This is a genomic window from Rhodococcus maanshanensis NBRC 100610 (assembly GCF_001894865.1).
In the GTDB taxonomy this organism is placed as follows: Bacteria; Actinomycetota; Actinomycetes; order Mycobacteriales; family Mycobacteriaceae; genus Rhodococcus_G; species Rhodococcus_G maanshanensis.
This window is the reverse complement of sequence record NZ_BCXA01000041.1, coordinates 14,314-30,336: the sequence shown is the minus strand read 5'-3', so window position 1 is coordinate 30,336 and position 16,023 is coordinate 14,314. Positions and strand designations below refer to the sequence as shown.

12 protein-coding genes are annotated in these 16,023 nt (G+C 67.8%); 6 read left to right on the top strand and 6 right to left on the bottom strand.

What is annotated here, in order from left to right; translation table 11 throughout:
- The first annotated feature begins 17 nt into the window (after positions 1-17).
- Together RM1_RS19405 and RM1_RS19400 are read left to right on the top strand one after the other, a co-directional pair.
- The gene (locus tag RM1_RS19405) at positions 18-2,375 is read left to right on the top strand and encodes an MMPL family transporter (RefSeq protein ID WP_072753359.1); all 2,358 of its coding nucleotides are present in this window, start codon (positions 18-20) and stop codon (positions 2,373-2,375) included.
- A 178-nt stretch (positions 2,376-2,553) separates the two neighbouring features.
- Entirely contained in the window at positions 2,554-3,813 is a 1,260-nt protein-coding gene (locus RM1_RS19400) for a YhgE/Pip domain-containing protein (RefSeq protein ID WP_092667918.1), read from the top strand.
- Between the two features lie 6 nt (positions 3,814-3,819).
- Here RM1_RS19400 and RM1_RS19395 read toward each other — a convergent pair whose 3' ends face one another.
- A complete protein-coding gene (locus RM1_RS19395) occupies positions 3,820-5,577 on the bottom strand; it encodes an ABC transporter ATP-binding protein (protein WP_072753357.1) in 1,758 nt (585 codons plus the stop codon).
- Entirely contained in the window at positions 5,574-7,316 is a 1,743-nt protein-coding gene (locus tag RM1_RS19390; RefSeq protein ID WP_072753356.1) for an ABC transporter ATP-binding protein, read from the bottom strand. Before RM1_RS19390 ends, RM1_RS19395 begins: the two co-directional genes overlap by 4 nt.
- Before the next feature lie 154 nt (positions 7,317-7,470).
- Between RM1_RS19390 and RM1_RS26470 the strand changes: the two genes are divergently transcribed.
- The 3 genes from RM1_RS26470 (at position 7,471) to RM1_RS19380 (ending at position 10,590) form a co-directional block, all read left to right on the top strand.
- Positions 7,471-7,644, top strand: coding sequence for a hypothetical protein (locus tag RM1_RS26470; protein WP_169310548.1), 174 nt, complete (start codon positions 7,471-7,473; stop codon positions 7,642-7,644).
- A gap of 49 nt (positions 7,645-7,693) precedes the next feature.
- A complete protein-coding gene (locus RM1_RS19385; protein ID WP_072753355.1) occupies positions 7,694-9,151 on the top strand; it encodes an alpha,alpha-trehalose-phosphate synthase (UDP-forming) in 1,458 nt (485 codons plus the stop codon).
- Between the two features lie 299 nt (positions 9,152-9,450).
- Positions 9,451-10,590, top strand: coding sequence for a phenylacetate--CoA ligase family protein (locus tag RM1_RS19380; RefSeq protein ID WP_143069504.1), 1,140 nt, complete (start codon positions 9,451-9,453; stop codon positions 10,588-10,590).
- Between the two features lie 2 nt (positions 10,591-10,592).
- On the opposite strand, the gene RM1_RS19375 is transcribed toward RM1_RS19380, so the two are convergent.
- The 3 genes from RM1_RS19375 to RM1_RS19365 form a co-directional block, all read right to left on the bottom strand.
- The gene (locus RM1_RS19375; RefSeq protein ID WP_072753354.1) at positions 10,593-11,468 is read right to left on the bottom strand and encodes a class I SAM-dependent methyltransferase; all 876 of its coding nucleotides are present in this window, start codon (positions 11,466-11,468) and stop codon (positions 10,593-10,595) included.
- A gap of 188 nt (positions 11,469-11,656) precedes the next feature.
- Positions 11,657-12,313, bottom strand: a complete 657-nt coding sequence (locus RM1_RS19370; protein WP_072753353.1) for a response regulator — start codon at positions 12,311-12,313, stop codon at positions 11,657-11,659.
- Positions 12,310-13,449, bottom strand: coding sequence for a sensor histidine kinase (locus tag RM1_RS19365; protein ID WP_072753352.1), 1,140 nt, complete (start codon positions 13,447-13,449; stop codon positions 12,310-12,312). The genes RM1_RS19370 and RM1_RS19365 overlap by 4 nt, the downstream gene beginning before the upstream one ends.
- Before the next feature lie 163 nt (positions 13,450-13,612).
- On the opposite strand from RM1_RS19365, the gene RM1_RS19360 reads away from it, so the two are divergent.
- Entirely contained in the window at positions 13,613-14,107 is a 495-nt protein-coding gene (locus tag RM1_RS19360) for a DUF6326 family protein (RefSeq protein WP_245816481.1), read from the top strand.
- 144 nt (positions 14,108-14,251) lie between these two features.
- Here the strand turns inward: RM1_RS19360 and RM1_RS19355 are convergent, their stop codons facing one another.
- Positions 14,252-15,739 (bottom strand): SpnB-like Rossmann fold domain-containing protein, encoded by a 1,488-nt coding sequence (locus RM1_RS19355; protein WP_083576847.1) that lies wholly within the window; start codon positions 15,737-15,739, stop codon positions 14,252-14,254.
- Positions 15,740-16,023: the final 284 nt, after the last annotated feature.

The following is a 16,023-nucleotide window of genomic DNA, read 5'->3' as shown; positions in this document are numbered from 1 at the left end:
CGAACGAAGGGTCTTCCATGGCCACCTATCTCTATCGGATCGGCAAGTTCGCCTATCGGCGAAAAGGCACGGTCCTGTCCATCTGGCTCACCCTCCTCGTCCTGATGGGCGTCGGCGCCGCGACCCTCTCCGGGCCGACCAACGACTCGTTCTCTATCCCGGGCACCCCGGCACAGCAGGCACAGGACCTGATGGCCGAGCGCTTCCCCGAGGCCGCGGGCAACGATCCCTTCAACTCGCTCAGCGCGCGCTTCGTCTTCGCCGCACCCGACGGCCAGACGCTGACGGACCCGGCGAACGAGGCCGCGATGGACGCGGTGCTCGACCGGGTGCGCGACATCGAACAGGTCGAGCCCGCCGCGAAGGCCGACCCCGCCACCCCGCCGGCCGCGGGCGAACGCAGTGCGGCCCTCGTCAACCCCGTCGTGGCCCATGACGGCCTGATCGAGATGGTCACCCAGCAGGCACAGCAGTCCGGCAAGCCGCTCGACCGCGCGCTCGCCGACGCGCAGGCCCTGTCCTCGCTCAGCGCGGACGCGACCGTCGGCTACGTCGACGTGCCCTTCACCGGCGAGGTCACCGATGTCACCGACGAACTGACCGCCGAGATCGACGCCGCCGCCCAGGTCGGCCGGGACGCCGGGCTGGGCGTCCAGCTCAGCGGCAGCGCCGCGCAGGTCCAGGAGGCTCCCGGTGGGACAACCGAGCTGATCGGCATGGCCGTGGCCGCGGTCGTCCTGATGATCACCTTCGGTTCACTCGTCGCCGCCGGTCTGCCGCTGATCTCCGCGATCATCGGCGTCGGCATCGGCAGCCTCGGCATCACCATCGCGACCGGATTCACCGAACTCGGATCGATGACGCCGACGCTGGCGATCATGATCGGGCTGGCCGTCGCGATCGACTACTCGCTGTTCATCGTCTCGCGCTTCCGGCACGAACTGACCGTCACCGACAACCGCGAGGAAGCGGCAGGACGCGCGGTCGGCACCGCCGGATCGGCCGTGGTCTTCGCCGGACTGACCGTGATCATCGCGCTCGTCGCGCTGCGGGTGGTCGGTATCAAGTTCCTCACCGACATGGGCATGGCCGCCGGTTTCGCCGTGTTCATCGCGGTGCTGATCGCGCTGACCTTCCTGCCCGCGATGCTCGGGCTGTTCGGCAGCAAGGTGTTCGCGGGCCGGATCCCGTTCGTCAAGGCCAAGGACCCCGAGTCCGGCTCGATGCAGCCGGGAGCGTCCATGCGCTACGCCCGCTGGATCGCCCGTGTCCCCTTGGTTCCCCTGATCGGCGGCGTCCTGCTGCTCGCCGTGCTCGCGGTGCCGACGACGGGCCTCAAGCTGGCCCTGCCGAGCCAGGCGACCGCCGACCCCGCGACCAGCGCCCGTCAGGCCTACGACCTGATCGACGACGGCTTCGGACCCGGCCGCAACGGCCCGCTGGTGGTGGTCGTCGACGCACGGGACGCCACCGTCCCGGCGATGCAGGCATTCGGCGACGTCGTCACGACGATCTCCGAGCAGCCCGATGTGGCCAACGCCCAGGTGGTCGGCGTCAACCAGGCGGGCGACACCGCGCAGATCCTGGTCACGCCTGCCAGCGGACCGACCGACCCGAAGACCGTCGACCTGATGCAGTCCATCCGCGACGGCGAGGCCGGGATGCACGAGCAGATCGGCGTCAACTACGGCGTCACCGGTCAGACCGCGCTCGAGACCGACATCTCCGACCGGCTGCAGGACGCCCTGATCCCCTACCTGCTCGTGGTGGTCGGCCTGGCGTTCATCCTGCTGACGCTGGTGTTCCGGTCGCTGCTCGTGCCGCTCACCGCGACCCTCGGCTTCCTGCTCAGCGTCGCGGCCACCTTCGGTGCCACGGTCGCGATCTTCCAGAACGGCTGGGGCGGGCTGGTCGGGAACCCGCAGCCGCTGGTCAGCTTCATGCCGATCTTCCTGATCGGCGTGGTCTTCGGCCTGGCGATGGACTACCAGGTGTTCCTGGTGACCCGGATGCGCGAGGAATACGTGCACGGCGCCTCGGCCAAGGACGCGATGACGATCGGATTCACCCACGGGTCTCGGGTGGTCACCGCAGCCGCGCTGATCATGATGTCGGTGTTCGCGGCCTTCATCGCGGAGCCGAACTCGTTCATCAAGTCGATCGGCTTCGCCCTGGCGGCGGCGGTCTTCTTCGACGCCTTCGTGGTCCGCATGGTGATCATCCCCGCGGTGATGGCCCTGCTCGGCGACAAGGCCTGGTGGCTGCCTGCCTGGCTGGACCGGATCCTGCCGAACGTCGACATCGAGGGCGAGAAGCTGCAGCGCGAGCTGCCCGCTCATGCGCTCGAGGGCGAGGAGACGGTGGCCGCCCGCTAGCGGCGGCGACACCCTGATCGAATCGAGGAGGCCGGCGGCGCGATGCGCTGCCGGCCTCCGGCGTTGCTGCGACAATCTGCAGACGGGCATCCGCGGAAGAGGAGTGGCGACTGTGACATCGCTGGGGCTTGGTTCGACCGACCGTCCGAGGCACATCGTGCGCACGCCCCGATTCTGGATGGCGCCGCTCGTCGTGGTGTCCCTGCTGATGTCCCTGCTCGCGGCGCTGTACCTGGGCGGGATCCTCGACGCGCGGAAGAACCTGCACGACTTCCCCCTCGCGATCGTCAACCAGGACGAGGGCGACACGGTGCCGACCCCCGAGGGCGACAAGCCGGAGAACTTCGGCAACCAGATCACCGAGGGCCTGGTGGCGAACGTCCCAGCCGACAAGGTCGCCCTGCAGCAGATCGGGATCGCGCAGGCCCAGTCCCGGCTCGACTCCGGGGAGATCTACGGCGCGATCGTCATCCCGAGCGACTTCACCAAGCGGCTCCTGATCCTGGCCAAGGCCGGCGTCATCCCGGGGGACGTCGAGAAGCCGATCATCACCGTGTACACCAATCCCCGCGCCGGGACGTTCGGCGTCGGGCTGGTCACGGGCATCACCTGGCCCGCCCTCAACGCGGTCAACGACAAGGTCGGCGCGCAGCTGACGGAGCAGGTCAACGCCCAGCTCGCCGCGATCGCGGACGCACCGGCACTCTCGGGCGCCGCGCGACTGAGCCTGGCCGAACCGATCAAAGTGCTCACCACCGCACACAACCCACTACCCGACGGGACCGGCAACGGCCTATCCGCGTTCTACTACGCGCTCCTGCTGGTGCTCGCCGGGTTCACCGGGGGCATGATCGTGAACTCGCTGGCCGACGGGATGCTGGGCTTCGCGCCAACCGAGTTCGGTCCGCGGTACGTACACAACCCGGCGGTCGAGATCTCGCGGTTCCGGACCCTGCTGGCCAAATGGGCCGTGATGGTCCTGCTCGCCCCGCTCGTCTCGGGCCTGTACCTGGCCATCAGCCATGCCCTCGGCATGCCGATCCCCAACCAACTCGCGCTGTGGATGTACGGGACCTTCGCCATCGCCGCGGTCGGCATCACCGCGCTGTCGGTGCTCGCGGTGTTCGGCACCGTCGGGCTACTGGTCAACCTCATCCTGTTCGTCATCCTCGGATTGCCGTCCTCGGGTGGCACCATCCCGATCGAGGCGACCCCACCGATCTACGGCTGGCTGGCGAACTTCGAGCCAATGCACCAGGTGTTCCTCGGGGTCAGGGCCCTGCTCTACTTCACGAGCGGCGCGGGCGGCGACCTCGCCCACGCCGTGATGATGACGCTGATCGGCCTGGTGATCGGGCTGGCCCTCGGCGCAACGGTGACCCTGCTCTACGACAGAAAGGGCTTCCACCGCGGGGCGGCCCGCCCCGCCCCGCGCTGACGCCGCCTAGCGCCCGGCCCAGGCCGACCACAGCTGCGCGTACCGCCCGCCCGCCGCGACCAGCTCATCGTGGGTGCCCTCCTCGACGACCTCCCCCTGCTCGAGCACCAGCACCCGATCGGCGGTGGCCGCCTGCGTGAGCCGGTGGGCCACCACCAGCGTGGTTCGCCCCCTTGTCGCCGCCTCCGCCGCCACCTCGAGGTCCCGCGCCCCTGCGCTGCCCGCCTCGGCGGTGGCCTCGTCGAGCACCGCCACCGCGGGATCGGCCAGCACCAGGCGGGCAAGGGCCAGCTGCTGCGCCTGGGCCGCGGTCAGGGTGTGTCCGCCCTCGCCGACGACGGTGTCGAGCCCGTCGTCGAGGGCATCCGCCCAGCCGAGCGCGCCGACGGTGGCCAGCGCCGCCCGCGCCTGTGGGACCGTCGCATCCGGCCGGGCCAGGCGCAGGTCCTCGATCAGCGGGCCTGCGAAGACGTGCACCTCCTGACTCACGATCACCACCTGCTCACGCAGGCTCTCGCCGAGTTCCGCCAGCGGGACCCCGCCGATGGACACCTCGCCCGCGGTTGGGGTGACCGAGCCGGACGCGATCGCCGCGACGGTCGTCTTTCCTGCGCCGGTCGAGCCGACCAGCGCCACCCGCGTCCCTGGCTCGATGCGAAGGTCGATGCCGCGCACCACCTCCCTGGATCCGTCGTAGCTGTGCCGGACCCCGGCCAGGCGCAGTTCCGCCGAGGCGGGCACCGCCCCCGATGCGGCCTCGCTCTCCGCCGGGATGTTCACCACGCCGACAAGTCGCGCCAGACTGGCGCCTGCCGACTGGATCTCGCCGAAGGTGTACATCAGCATGCCGATCGGATTGAACAGCCGGTGGAACAGCAGCGCGGCGGCCGTGGTCTCGCCGACGGTCACCATCTCGCCCTTCACCAGCGCGAATCCCACCACGAGGATCACCGAGAGCCCGACGAACTCGGCCCGGTTACCGCGGCCCGCGAACCGGGTGAAGAGGGTGAACACCCCGGTCGCGATGTCCCTGGCCTTACCGGACGCCCTGTCGATCTCAGCCAGGTGCGCGTCCTCGAGCCCGTAGGCACGGACCGTGCGCGCGCCCTGCATGCTGCTGATCAGCGCCTGCGACCGCTCCCCCATCGCGACCCGCTCCGCGGCGAACATCGGCCCCGACCGTGGCAGGTACCAGCGCAACGCGAGCGCGTACATCGGCAGCGCCACGGCCCCGGCAAGCCCGAGCCGCCAGTCGATGCCGAGCATCGCGATCATGCTCAGCGCCACCAGCAACACGGCCGAGACCAGGTTCGGCACCACATCGGAGACGGCCTTGCCGATCACCGAGATGTCGTCGCCGACCCGGGAGAGCAGGTCGCCCTTGCCCACCCGCTCGACAGTCGCGATCGGCAGGGTCAGCGCCCGCTCGACCGTCCGCTCCCGCAGCCGCGCGAGCATGCCCTCGCCGAGCCGACTGATCAGCACCGAGCCCCAGCCGGCGAACAGCCCGCCGAGCAGAGCGGCAACGGCGATCACCGCGACCACCCCGACGATGATCTCGGTCGGCGCCTGCGCCGACACCCGGTCGACCAGGATCCCGAACACGTAGATCGGCACAAGGGACACGGCCGCGCCGACCGTCCCGACTGCGAGCGTGAGGCCCGTCAGGCGCCGGACGCGCGCGAACTCGGCTCGCAGCCACGCCCAGCTCTCCCCCGCCGTCGCGATCGGGAGCAGGGGTCGGTGCTCTGCGGTGACGCTCATCGCAGCACCACCTTTCGGTAGTTCTCGTCGGCCGTGGCGAGGTCGGTGTGGGTGCCCTCGCGGACCACGCGGCCCTCGTCGAGCACCAGCACCCGGTCCGCGACCGCCAGCAGCGCGGGGCTGCTGGTGATCAACACGGTGGTGTGCACCCGTTCGGGGGCGTCGTGCCTCATCCGCGAGATGCCATCCGCGATGGCCTGTTCGGTGACCGCGTCGACGGCGGTGGTCGGATCGTGCAGCACCAGCACGGGTGCCTGCGAGAGCAGCGCCCTCGCCAGCGCCACCCGCTGCCGCTGACCGCCGGACAGGCTCGCGCCGCGGTCGGTCACCGGCAGGTCCAGCCCGTCGGGGTGCGCGTCGACGACGTCCACCGCCGCGGAGGCGGTCAGCGCCCGACGCACCTCGGTGAGGTCGGCGTCCGGGCTGCCCGCCACCACGTTGGAGCCGACGGTCCCCGCGAACAGGTCCGAGTTGTGCGGTTCCACGAGGACGGCGCCGCGCGCCTGCGCCAGCTCGATGTCGGCCAACCGCACCCCGCCGACGGTCACGGTGCCGCCGTGGTCGTCGGGCGCGACATGTCCGGACAGCAGGTGCGCCAGCGCCTCCGCGTCCTGCGGGCGGTGCGCCAGCACCCCCACCAGCTCGCCGGGATGCGCGTGGAGGTCGAGCCCGCGCAGCGACCGGTAGCTGACATCGGCCAGCTCCAGGGTGACGCGGGCGGGCAATGTCTGCGATCCGGCAGGGACCATCGGGGCGGCATCGAGCACCAGCGCGAGCCGATCGGCGGAGGCCCTTGCCGTGGCGAGGAAGCCCGGCATCCGCGCGAGGGTCCCGAGCGGCTCGATGATGAACTGGGACAGCCCGACCACGGTGATCAGTTCGCCGATCGAGATCCGGCCCTGCAGTGCGAACCAGCCGGCCACGCCCGCGACGCCGACGGCCAGCAGCGCGCTGACCGTCACCGAGGTGCCGACGAAGACCCCGGTGGCCTTGGCCGCGTGCAGCGTCGAACGCAGCGCGTCGGCGCTAGCACTTCGGTAGCGCGCCGCCGCGGCCCGCTCCGCGCCGAGTCCGCGCAGCGGACGCAGCCCGCTCACCAGGTCGGTGGCCGAGCCCGACGCGCGTGCGGTCGCCGCCTGCGCCGCGGTGGCGCGACGGGTGATCAGCGGCGCCGCGAGCTGCATCAGGCCGAGGATCACCGGCGTGCCGATCAGGACGGCGAGCCCGAGCGGGACGTCGATCACCAGCAGGGTCACCGCGGAGGCCACCGCCGCGACGAGCGCCGCGACAATGCGCGGGATGACGTCGAGGATCCAGGCCTCCCGATCCGCGTCGGAGGTCGAGACGGTGAGCAGTTCCCCCGAACGCAGGTCCGTCCGCACACCCCTGGGGTGCAGGATCCGGCCTGCCACCTCCACCCGGAGCAGGTGCGCCTCGTTCTGCATCGCGAACACGATGAATCGGGCGCCCATCCGCCAGGCCGCCGTCAGCACCAGGAACAGCGCCGCCAGACCGAGCACGGAGACGACGAGCGCTCCGGTGTCACCGGTGGTGATCGCGCGGCCGACGATGATGCCGATGGCGATCGGCACCATCGTCTCGGCGATCTGGTGCACGGCCAGCAGCGCCGTACCGATCGCCAGCCGTCCCCTGTTCCTGGCGAGGGTCCGCCGGAGAATCCCGGCACCGCCGCCGGGACCATTGGCGGCACCGCCGCCGCGCGCATATGTGCGCACCATCAAGCCTCCCGATCGTGTGCGGCGATCCGATGCCGCTGAAGTTAGTACACCCTAACTGACGTGGAAGTAGCGCCGGACCGCCCGGTTCTCATAGAGTCGCGGACAAGTACGACCTGCCGTAGCCGGCGTACTCCGCCCGAGAGGAACAAGCGACATGGCCGCGAAGACGACCACCGAGAACGACATCGCCGACGAGGAACTCGAGCCGGTAGCGGACGAGACCGCCCGCCAGGCACAGCGAGTTGTCGCGGCATATGCGACAGATGCCGACGAATGCCGGATGTTGCTGTCTATGCTCGGCATCGGCCCCTCGGCCAAGATCGACTAGTCAGCCGGCGCCCGCCGCGGTCGCGGCGGCATCCGAACAAAGGAAGATTGTGGGCTCCGCCTCGGAATTTGTTGTCGTTGCCAACCGGTTGCCCGTCGATCTCGAGACCCTGCCCGACGGCAGCACCAGGTGGAAGCGCAGTCCGGGTGGCCTCGTCACCGCACTCGAGCCGATCCTGCGCGGTAAGAAGGGCGCCTGGGTCGGCTGGCCGGGCGTGCCCGACACCGATCTGGGCCCGATCGTCGAGGACGGCATCGAGCTGTACCCCGTGCGCCTGAGCGCACAGGAGGTCGCCGACTACTACGAGGGCTTCTCCAACGCCACCCTGTGGCCGCTGTACCACGACGTGATCGTCAAGCCGGTCTACGACCGCTCGTGGTGGAACGCGTACGTCGAGGTCAACCGCCGGTTCGCCGAGGCGACCTCGGCGGCAGCCGCACACGGCGCGACGGTGTGGATCCAGGACTACCAGCTCCAGCTGGTGCCGAAGATGCTGCGGATGCTGCGCCCGGACCTGACCATCGGGTTCTTCCTGCACATCCCGTTCCCGCCGGTCGAACTGTTCATGCAGATGCCGTGGCGGCGGGAGATCGTCGAGGGCCTGCTCGGCGCCGATCTCATCGGCTTCCACCTGCCGGGCGGCGCACAGAACTTCCTGTACCTCGCGAGGCGGCTGGCGGGCCAGCCGACGTCGCGGGGCAATGTCGGTGTCCGGTCCAAGCTCGGTGTCGTCCAGGTCGGCTTCCGCAATGTGCGGGTCGGCGCGTTCCCCATCTCCATCGACTCGGGCCAGCTCGACGAGCTCTCCCGCAAGAAGTCGATCCGGGACCGTGCCAAGCAGATCCGCAAGGAGCTCGGCAACCCGGAAAAGGTCATGCTCGGCGTTGACCGGCTGGACTACACCAAGGGAATCGACGTCCGCCTCAACGCGATTCGTGAGCTGCTCGAGGAGGGCCGGATGGATCCGGCCCAGAACATCATGGTCCAGCTCGCCACCCCCAGCCGTGAGCGGGTCGAGAGCTACATCCAGATGCGCGGCGACATCGAACAGCAGGTGGGCCGGATCAACGGCGAGTTCGGTCAGGTCGGCAGGCCGGTCGTGCACTACCTGCACCGGCCGATCCCCCGCGAGGAGCTGATCGCCTTCTTCGTCGCCGCCGACGTCATGTTGGTGACCCCGCTCCGGGATGGCATGAACCTCGTGGCCAAGGAGTACGTGGCCTGCCGCAGCGACCTCGGCGGCGCACTGTTGCTGAGTGAATTCACCGGCGCCGCAGCCGAACTGCGACAGGCATATCAGGCCAACCCGCACGACCTCGACGGAGTCAAGGACGAGATGGTCGCGGCGCTCACCCAGGACCGCGAGGCGGGCCGACGCCGGATGCGCGCGATGCGGCGGCAGGTGCTCGCGCACGACGTGGACCGCTGGGCCAAGTCGTTCCTGAACGCGTTGGCGCGGGATTCGGTGGCCGGCGGCGCGCTACTCGGCGACGAGCTGAAGGCGTAGAGCCACACTCATTTTGTAGGAATGCGGACTGGAGGGGCAGGGCTGTGCCGATGGGTGGACGAACATTGCCCGCGGGGGTAGGCAACGTATTCACGAGGCTGCTGCCAGGGCGGACGAACTCGGAACAGCCCTCCATCGACGAGTTGCAACGACTCCGCCTCGCCGAGGCCGTCGCCTTCGCGCGAGCGAATTCCCCCTACTTCCGAAAGCTGTACGACGGCCTGCCCGAGAATGTCTCGGATGTCGAGATCCTTCCGGTCACCGACAAGCCCACGCTGATGGAGCATTTCGACGAGTGGGTGACCGACCCGGCGATCACGCGCACCGAGACTGACGAGTTCATCGCCGACTCCGCTCGGGTCGGAGAGGCTTTCCTCGGGAAGTATCTCGTCGCGACAACATCCGGTTCGTCGGGCCGTCCCGGCGTCTTCTTGATGAGCCGAGACGAAATGCACACGGCCAGTGCGGTGGCCGGCGGGGAAATGAATCGACAGCTCATCCGCCGCCTCGTGCGATCGGCCGCCATCGTGCGTCTGCTGCGCGGAAGGAGGCGGATCGCGAGCGTCATCCCCACGGGCGGGCATTTCGCGATGTACTCGGTCTGGAAGTCCGGTTCCGACGGCGCCGAGACGAAACGGCGGGCCATCCATGCCGGAGACCCACTGCCGGACATCGTCGACGCGCTCAACGAGTTCCGGCCCGCCGGACTCGTCGGATGTGCCGGAACCGTCTACATGCTGGCGAACGAGAAGGAAGCCGGGCGCCTGAAGATCGACCCGGGGTTCATCCAGCTACTCGGGGAGGGCCTGCCGGAGGATCAGTTCACGAAGGTGGAATCGGCCTTCGGCGCCGTGACCGTCGATACGTATGCGTGCACCGAGGCGCCCGGGCTCAGCCACAGTTGCACCGAGGGCTGGCACCACGTTCACACGGATTCGGTGATCTTCGAGCCGGTCGATTCGCTGCACCGCCCCACGCCTCCCGGTGAGCGTTCCCATGCCGTGCTGCTGACGGTCCTGTACCGGCGCACGCAACCCATTCTCCGGTACGAACTCGCCGACTCGGTCCTCCAGCGGCCGGACCCGTGCCCCTGCGGCAGTCGCTACCCCGCGTTCCGTGTCCAGGGCCGAACGTGGGACATTCTCGAAACGGCTGACGGCCGACCGGTAGCGCTCGCACAGTTCATCCTGCTGGCCCTGCGCAGGCGGGTCGACGGAGTACGGCTGATTCAGCTCGAGCAGGTCTCACCGAGCCACATGCAGATCCGCATGGAGGCGCAGGAGGGCACCGATCCGGAAGGATTGTGGACTGCAGTGCTGCGCGAACTCCCCGACCTGTTCGCCGAGAACGGCCTGGGCCACTTCACATTCAGCAGATCTGACGAGCGCCCGGAATTCAGCCCCAGTGGCAAGTTCCGCTATTTCCAGAAGTCACTGTAGATTCACGCACCGCGGCAGGTGTAGATCCGGTAGTACTGGTGCCACAGCTTGCCTCGAGGCGGGTGTACGCCGAAGTCCAAGGACGCACCCGTGAGTATTTCCTCCCACCGCGGCACATCGGGCAGATAGTTCAGTCCGCGGAAGGCCGATCTTTGGAGGACCCCCAGCTCCGCTTCGGTTATGCCGAGCCTCGCCACCGCGGCATCGATCTCGTCGAACACCTTGGCGTTGTCCAGAATCGAGCTCGCACTGTCGTAGGCCTCCTCGAAGAACCCGAACAATCTGGCACCCAGGCTGAATTCGGCATCGTCGATCTCGTTGTCGCGAAACCGCGCGAGCAGCGTTTCGAATTCCCAGTCCGCCGCCCGAAAGCCCGGTGGAACAACCGCCATTCGGGTGACGAACACACCGCCAGGGCGGAGTGCTCGGCGAATGAGGTCGACCAGCTTGAAGCAATCGTCTCCGCTCGGGACATTCCCGAAGATCCCATCGCCGAACACCGCGGAGAAGGTCGACGGATGCTGGGCGAGGAAGGATCCCCAATCCTCCAACATGATCTTCTCGTCAATGCCCGGGCCAACCCAGTCGCGGTAGATGTCGATCGCAGGAGCGGAAGCATCCACCGACGTGAGCCGACCGAATTCCTGCCCGGCCATACATCGCAACTCCGGTGTCATCCCGAGTACAAGGGCGTGCCCCTCGCCCCCGAGCCCACTGACAGCCCGCCGATAGATGTCGATCTCCTCGACGTCGGGTGAGGTCGCCGGGAACCTGCGCTGCTGGTCGCTACTGTCGATTCGCGCGCGAAATGTCGCTTCCTCCCACATGGAATCCCCCTCGTTGAGCCACGCGTGTCGGATCGTCTCGAATACGAGCATCAGATGATACGCATCCGTCCCGGGTGGCCACTACGTCCCGATCAACCGATCGGAGCAGGAAGCCGCAGCAGAATGAAAGACTCGAATGAAGCCACCGCATGGATGATCGCCCACCCGTTTGTCGACATATGTCTATCGCCTGTGGGCGTGGCGTGACTCCCACGGGCCTACGCTGCAATCTGTACCCGCTAATCGACTCTCACGCGTCTGGTGTCGTATGCCCACATCGCGATCTCGACGCGGTTGCGGGCGCCGAGCTTGGTCATCAACGATGCGACGTGGGTCTTGACCGTGCTCAGGCCGACGAAGAGCTCGGTGGCGATCTCGGCGTTGGTCCGGCCCCGTGCCACCAGCGCGAGCACCTCCTTCTCGCGCTCGGTGAGCGGGTCGATGGGCTGGACCGGTACCACCGGCGCCTGGTCGGCGAAGGTCGCCAGCAGCCGGCGGGTGACGTTGGGGGCGATCAGCGCGTCCCCGTTGGCCGCCGCGTGGATGGCCTGCACGAGGAGCTCCGGCCCGGCGTCTTTGAGCAGGAAGCCGCGGGCGCCGGCGCGTAGGGCGCCGAGGACATACTCATCGAGGTCGAAGGTGGTGATCACGACGACCGCCATCGGGTCTGTCACATCTGGCCCGGCCAGGCGCCGCGTCACCTCGACGCCGTCGAGCCCGGGCATCCGGATGTCGACGAGGAGGACATCGGGACGCAGCCGGGTCGCCAGGTCGAGCGCTGCGAGCCCGTCTGCTGCCTCCCCCACGACCTCGAGGTCGGGTTGCGCGCCGAGAATCATCACCAGCCCGGTCCGGACCAAGTCCTGGTCGTCGGCTACGACAACACGGATGCTCATGCCAGCGCCTCCACCGGCAGCACGGCCTCGACCACCCAGCCACCATCGGGCCCCGGCCCCGCGGAGAGCGATCCGCCGAGGAGCTGGGCGCGTTCGGCCATGCCCAGCAGGCCGAACCCAGGCTCCGGGGCCGGCCCCGGCTCGGTCCGTCCATCGTCGCTGACACGCAACCTGACGGCGTCGCCCTCCCGGCGTACGTCGATTCCGACGCGGGTCGCGCTCCTGGCGTGCCGTACGGCGTTGGTCAGCGACTCCTGCGCGAGCCGGTAGAGCGCGGCATCCACGGGTCGTGCCAGCCGGGTCAACGAACCGTCCAGAGAGACCTCGACGGTGGGCGTCGCGTCGGCGCGCGCCAGAGCAGGCAGGTCCGCCACACCCAGCTGCGGCGAGTAGGCGACGGCTTCCTCCTCACGCAGCACCCGCACCATGGATCTCATCTCCGCAAGGGTTCGCGACGCTTCAGACTCGATCGCGGCCAGGATCTCGGCAGCCTTCTCAGGCTCGATGCGGGCAACCACGCCACCGGCCTGCGCCTGCACCGCGATGGCCGAGACGTGGTGGGCCACGGTGTCGTGCAGCTCGCGAGCCAGCCCCACCCGCTCCTGATTGCGGATCTCGCGCTGTTGACGATGCCAGAGGTCCGCGCGGTAGCGGAACACCGCCGCGAGGGCGACGAACAACAGCAAGAGGACGCTCCCGCCGAAAACGTCGGCCCAGCCCGCGGACGAGACGTACATCCCCAGCGCGACGACGGCCGTCACGAACGCCGTCCCCAAGACAATCTCCCGGCCCGAGCCCCACCGCACCAGGGAGTAGAGCAGGATCAAGACGGCCATCATGGAGTAGAGGCTGAGGTCCCCGGCGTGCGCAGTCAGCTGGAGGGCCGAGAGCAGCCCGGCGACGCCCCACCCGACCAGGGCGGCCATCAGGGGGCGACCCCGCCGCCAGAGCAGGGCAGGGATCAGCGCCAGGGCGAGCACCGTCACAAGGGGTCGCCAGTCCAAGCCCGGCCGAGCGATGCCCTCGACCAAGGCCACGGCCGCGAACACGCCCACCAGCAGCCAGTCGAGTCGACCGATGGGTGGGGCGTCAGCAGGCCGCGGCTCATGCCAGATGGAGCGCCGGACAGTGACCACGGCTCCAGCCTAGGGGTCGGCGCGCCTCGGCGTACCAGCCGAAAGTACGAGAGAGAGACCATGCCATCGGCCAGGCGAACCCCAGCCTCCGGGCCGAGGCGCCCGCCGCCGGGCTCAGCGATCGTAGATAGACCTACCGATCCTCACCACAGCAACGGAGCCCATGATGAGAACACCTCAAGCCGCCACCACCCTGCAAGACCCGCCGATCCCGGTGCGGGCCAAGCTCGTCGCAGCGTGGACAAGCGTGATATTCCTTTACGCCTACGTGGACATCATCGCCTTCTTCAAGCCCGGCGTCGTCGAGGACATCCTTGTCGGCAAGGTCTTCGAGTTCGACGTCACCCAGACGCTGTTGACCACCTTCCTCGTGCTCATGGCGATCCCGATCCTCATGGTCCTGCTGTCGATGACGCTGCCCGCCCGGGCGAACCGCATCACGAACCTCGTCGTGGCTTCGGTGCAGATCCCCTACGCAGCATTCAACGTGGTGGGCGAGCCCTCCTGGACTTACTTCTACGGCCTTGGCGTTGCACTCGAAGTGATCATTTTCGCCCTCATCCTGCGGTGGGCCTGGACCTGGCCCCGCACCGCACCGTCGGCGACCATGGCGACCAGCCCGGACCGTGAAACCGTTCGCGCCCAACAGCAAGCGTGACCCAAGAGCAGTCCCCGTCCTGTTCGGAGCCATCTGCCTCGGTGGCGCGGTGCGGGCCTCCTGACGGTGGGACACCAACTACCACTGACCTGCCGGTAGAGGTCTTCCGAGGCCCCTACCGGCAGGTCAGGACATCGGACGAGGTTAACCGTCGTTTGCGCTCAACTGCCTCAACCATTGGTCAACCACCTGTGCGGTCGTGTGCGCCTCAGTGCTGCACAGTGCGACATGTTCCGCGTCCACGGTCTGGACAGTCTGTTCGGTTGACCAGCTTTCGATGGGCCACTCGTTGAGGTTGTGCGTTGGTGACGGTTTCGTGCATTTGATGACGAGCGCCTTGCATTCGACAGGCTGATACTCGAGTTGCAGCAACAGCTCGAGCCAGCACGCTAGAGCGGTCAACCGTTCGGTGGTGAAGCCGGCAAGGTCGGGGATCATTGCTTCCGTATCGACCACGGCGTCTCTCGCGGTTCCCATTTGGCGCTCGTTTGCCTCTCGAGCGATGAAGGAATCGAAGATGATCAATCCCTGCAGCCGGGTATTGCTTTGTTCCAGCAATCGAGCCGCAGTGGCGTGGGCGAGGTTTCCTCCTCCCGACATGCCGGCCAGGACGAATTCGTCGTCCCCAACGGTATCGAGGACGGTCTTGGCGATACTCTCGATGCCTGCGTCGAGCGACGCAGGCAAGGGCTCGCCCGGCTCATATCCCGAGAGTGGGATGACCGAGAGACGGCGATGACCGCCCAAATGAGCGGCGAGCAGAATGTACTGAATATATCCGCCGAGGAATGCCGGGGTGCAGATCAATACAACGTGAGGCAAGGTGTCCCCGCCGCTGTTATGGGGCGTGCCACCGCTGAGTCCGATGCCTCTCGGTATTCCTGCCACATAGTGGTCGAACGCCGGGCGGAGTTTCGCAGCCGCAAGAAGGAACTCCAGGCCGTCGCCGAACTTATCGTCTGCAACCGCCTGTCTGAACATTCGGACAATAGATGGCTCAGCGGATTTGGAACTCACTGCGGGAGACTGTTCGACGGACTGGGCGACCACGGTGGCTCGGCCGGGGGCGTGTCCGATCCCGTTGCGCCGAGGTGCAAACAGGATGTCTCCGCGTATGGCGAGTTGAGGTTCGGCGCTGGCGACCGCGATGACGGTCATGTTCCGTACGGCCATGAGTCCGAACAAGTCCCCGAGGCCTTTATCGGAGGAGTCGGTGTCGACGAGAATGATCCGCCCCGGGTTCTCGGCCTGGGCCGAGTTCACAAGCTCCCATATCGCCGATCCTGCCGGGTGCACAACTTCGTCAGTCGATACCGAAATCGCGCCGCGCGTGAGTACCAGGAAAGTGCTGGAATCGAAGCGTTGTTGTCCGGACCAGGACTGCAAAGCTGCTGACACCTTCTGTGTCATGGTGTGCGCATCCGTTGGGAGCGCACCGGATTCGTCTCTGCGGCAGTCCAGAACTATGACCTGGGCAGTGTCGGTGTCGGGCCCGTTCAGTGCTTCTGTCCAGTCGCAGGGCGCAACCTCGGGCAATGATGTGGGAGTGGGAATCATGGACCACTCGATGGCGTGATGGCTATTCATGGATTCGTCTGATGCCTCGACGAGCTGGCCTTGTTCTGCGGTCATTGCTCAAAGCTCCCATGTAGTCGCCGATTTCGGCGGAATCGAGGTATTGGGATGATGAGATCCGCGCCCGTGTCGAGACCCGAAGGCGGACAACTCTACTTCTTTCCGGATTGCGACTGCAGCTCCCCCCGTGCTGTAGAACATGTTCTTTCGGCTGCCAAGGATGGCCTTGCCGGCGCTTCGCCGGCGGTCGCAATGAACCGACTCCACCAGCGCTTTTTGTTGTATCACGTCGTCGCCAGCATGTCATGGGAACCGGCGGCGTCCGATCTCTTGACTAGAAC

Excerpts from the sequence above, each read along its gene's own strand:
- RM1_RS19370 (WP_072753353.1), bottom strand. The coding sequence starts at position 12,313 with ATGAGCATCCGTGTTGTCGTAGCCGACGACCAGGACTTGGTCCGGACC.
- RM1_RS19360 (WP_245816481.1), top strand. The coding sequence starts at position 13,613 with ATGATGAGAACACCTCAAGCCGCCACCACCCTGCAAGACCCGCCGATC.
- RM1_RS26470 (WP_169310548.1), top strand. The coding sequence starts at position 7,471 with ATGGCCGCGAAGACGACCACCGAGAACGACATCGCCGACGAGGAACTC.
- RM1_RS19355 (WP_083576847.1), bottom strand. The coding sequence starts at position 15,739 with ATGACCGCAGAACAAGGCCAGCTCGTCGAGGCATCAGACGAATCCATG.
- RM1_RS19400 (WP_092667918.1), top strand. The coding sequence starts at position 2,554 with ATGGCGCCGCTCGTCGTGGTGTCCCTGCTGATGTCCCTGCTCGCGGCG.
- RM1_RS19390 (WP_072753356.1), bottom strand. The coding sequence starts at position 7,316 with ATGGTGCGCACATATGCGCGCGGCGGCGGTGCCGCCAATGGTCCCGGC.
- RM1_RS19395 (WP_072753357.1), bottom strand. The coding sequence starts at position 5,577 with ATGAGCGTCACCGCAGAGCACCGACCCCTGCTCCCGATCGCGACGGCG.
- RM1_RS19405 (WP_072753359.1), top strand. The coding sequence starts at position 18 with ATGGCCACCTATCTCTATCGGATCGGCAAGTTCGCCTATCGGCGAAAA.
- RM1_RS19375 (WP_072753354.1), bottom strand. The coding sequence starts at position 11,468 with ATGCTCGTATTCGAGACGATCCGACACGCGTGGCTCAACGAGGGGGAT.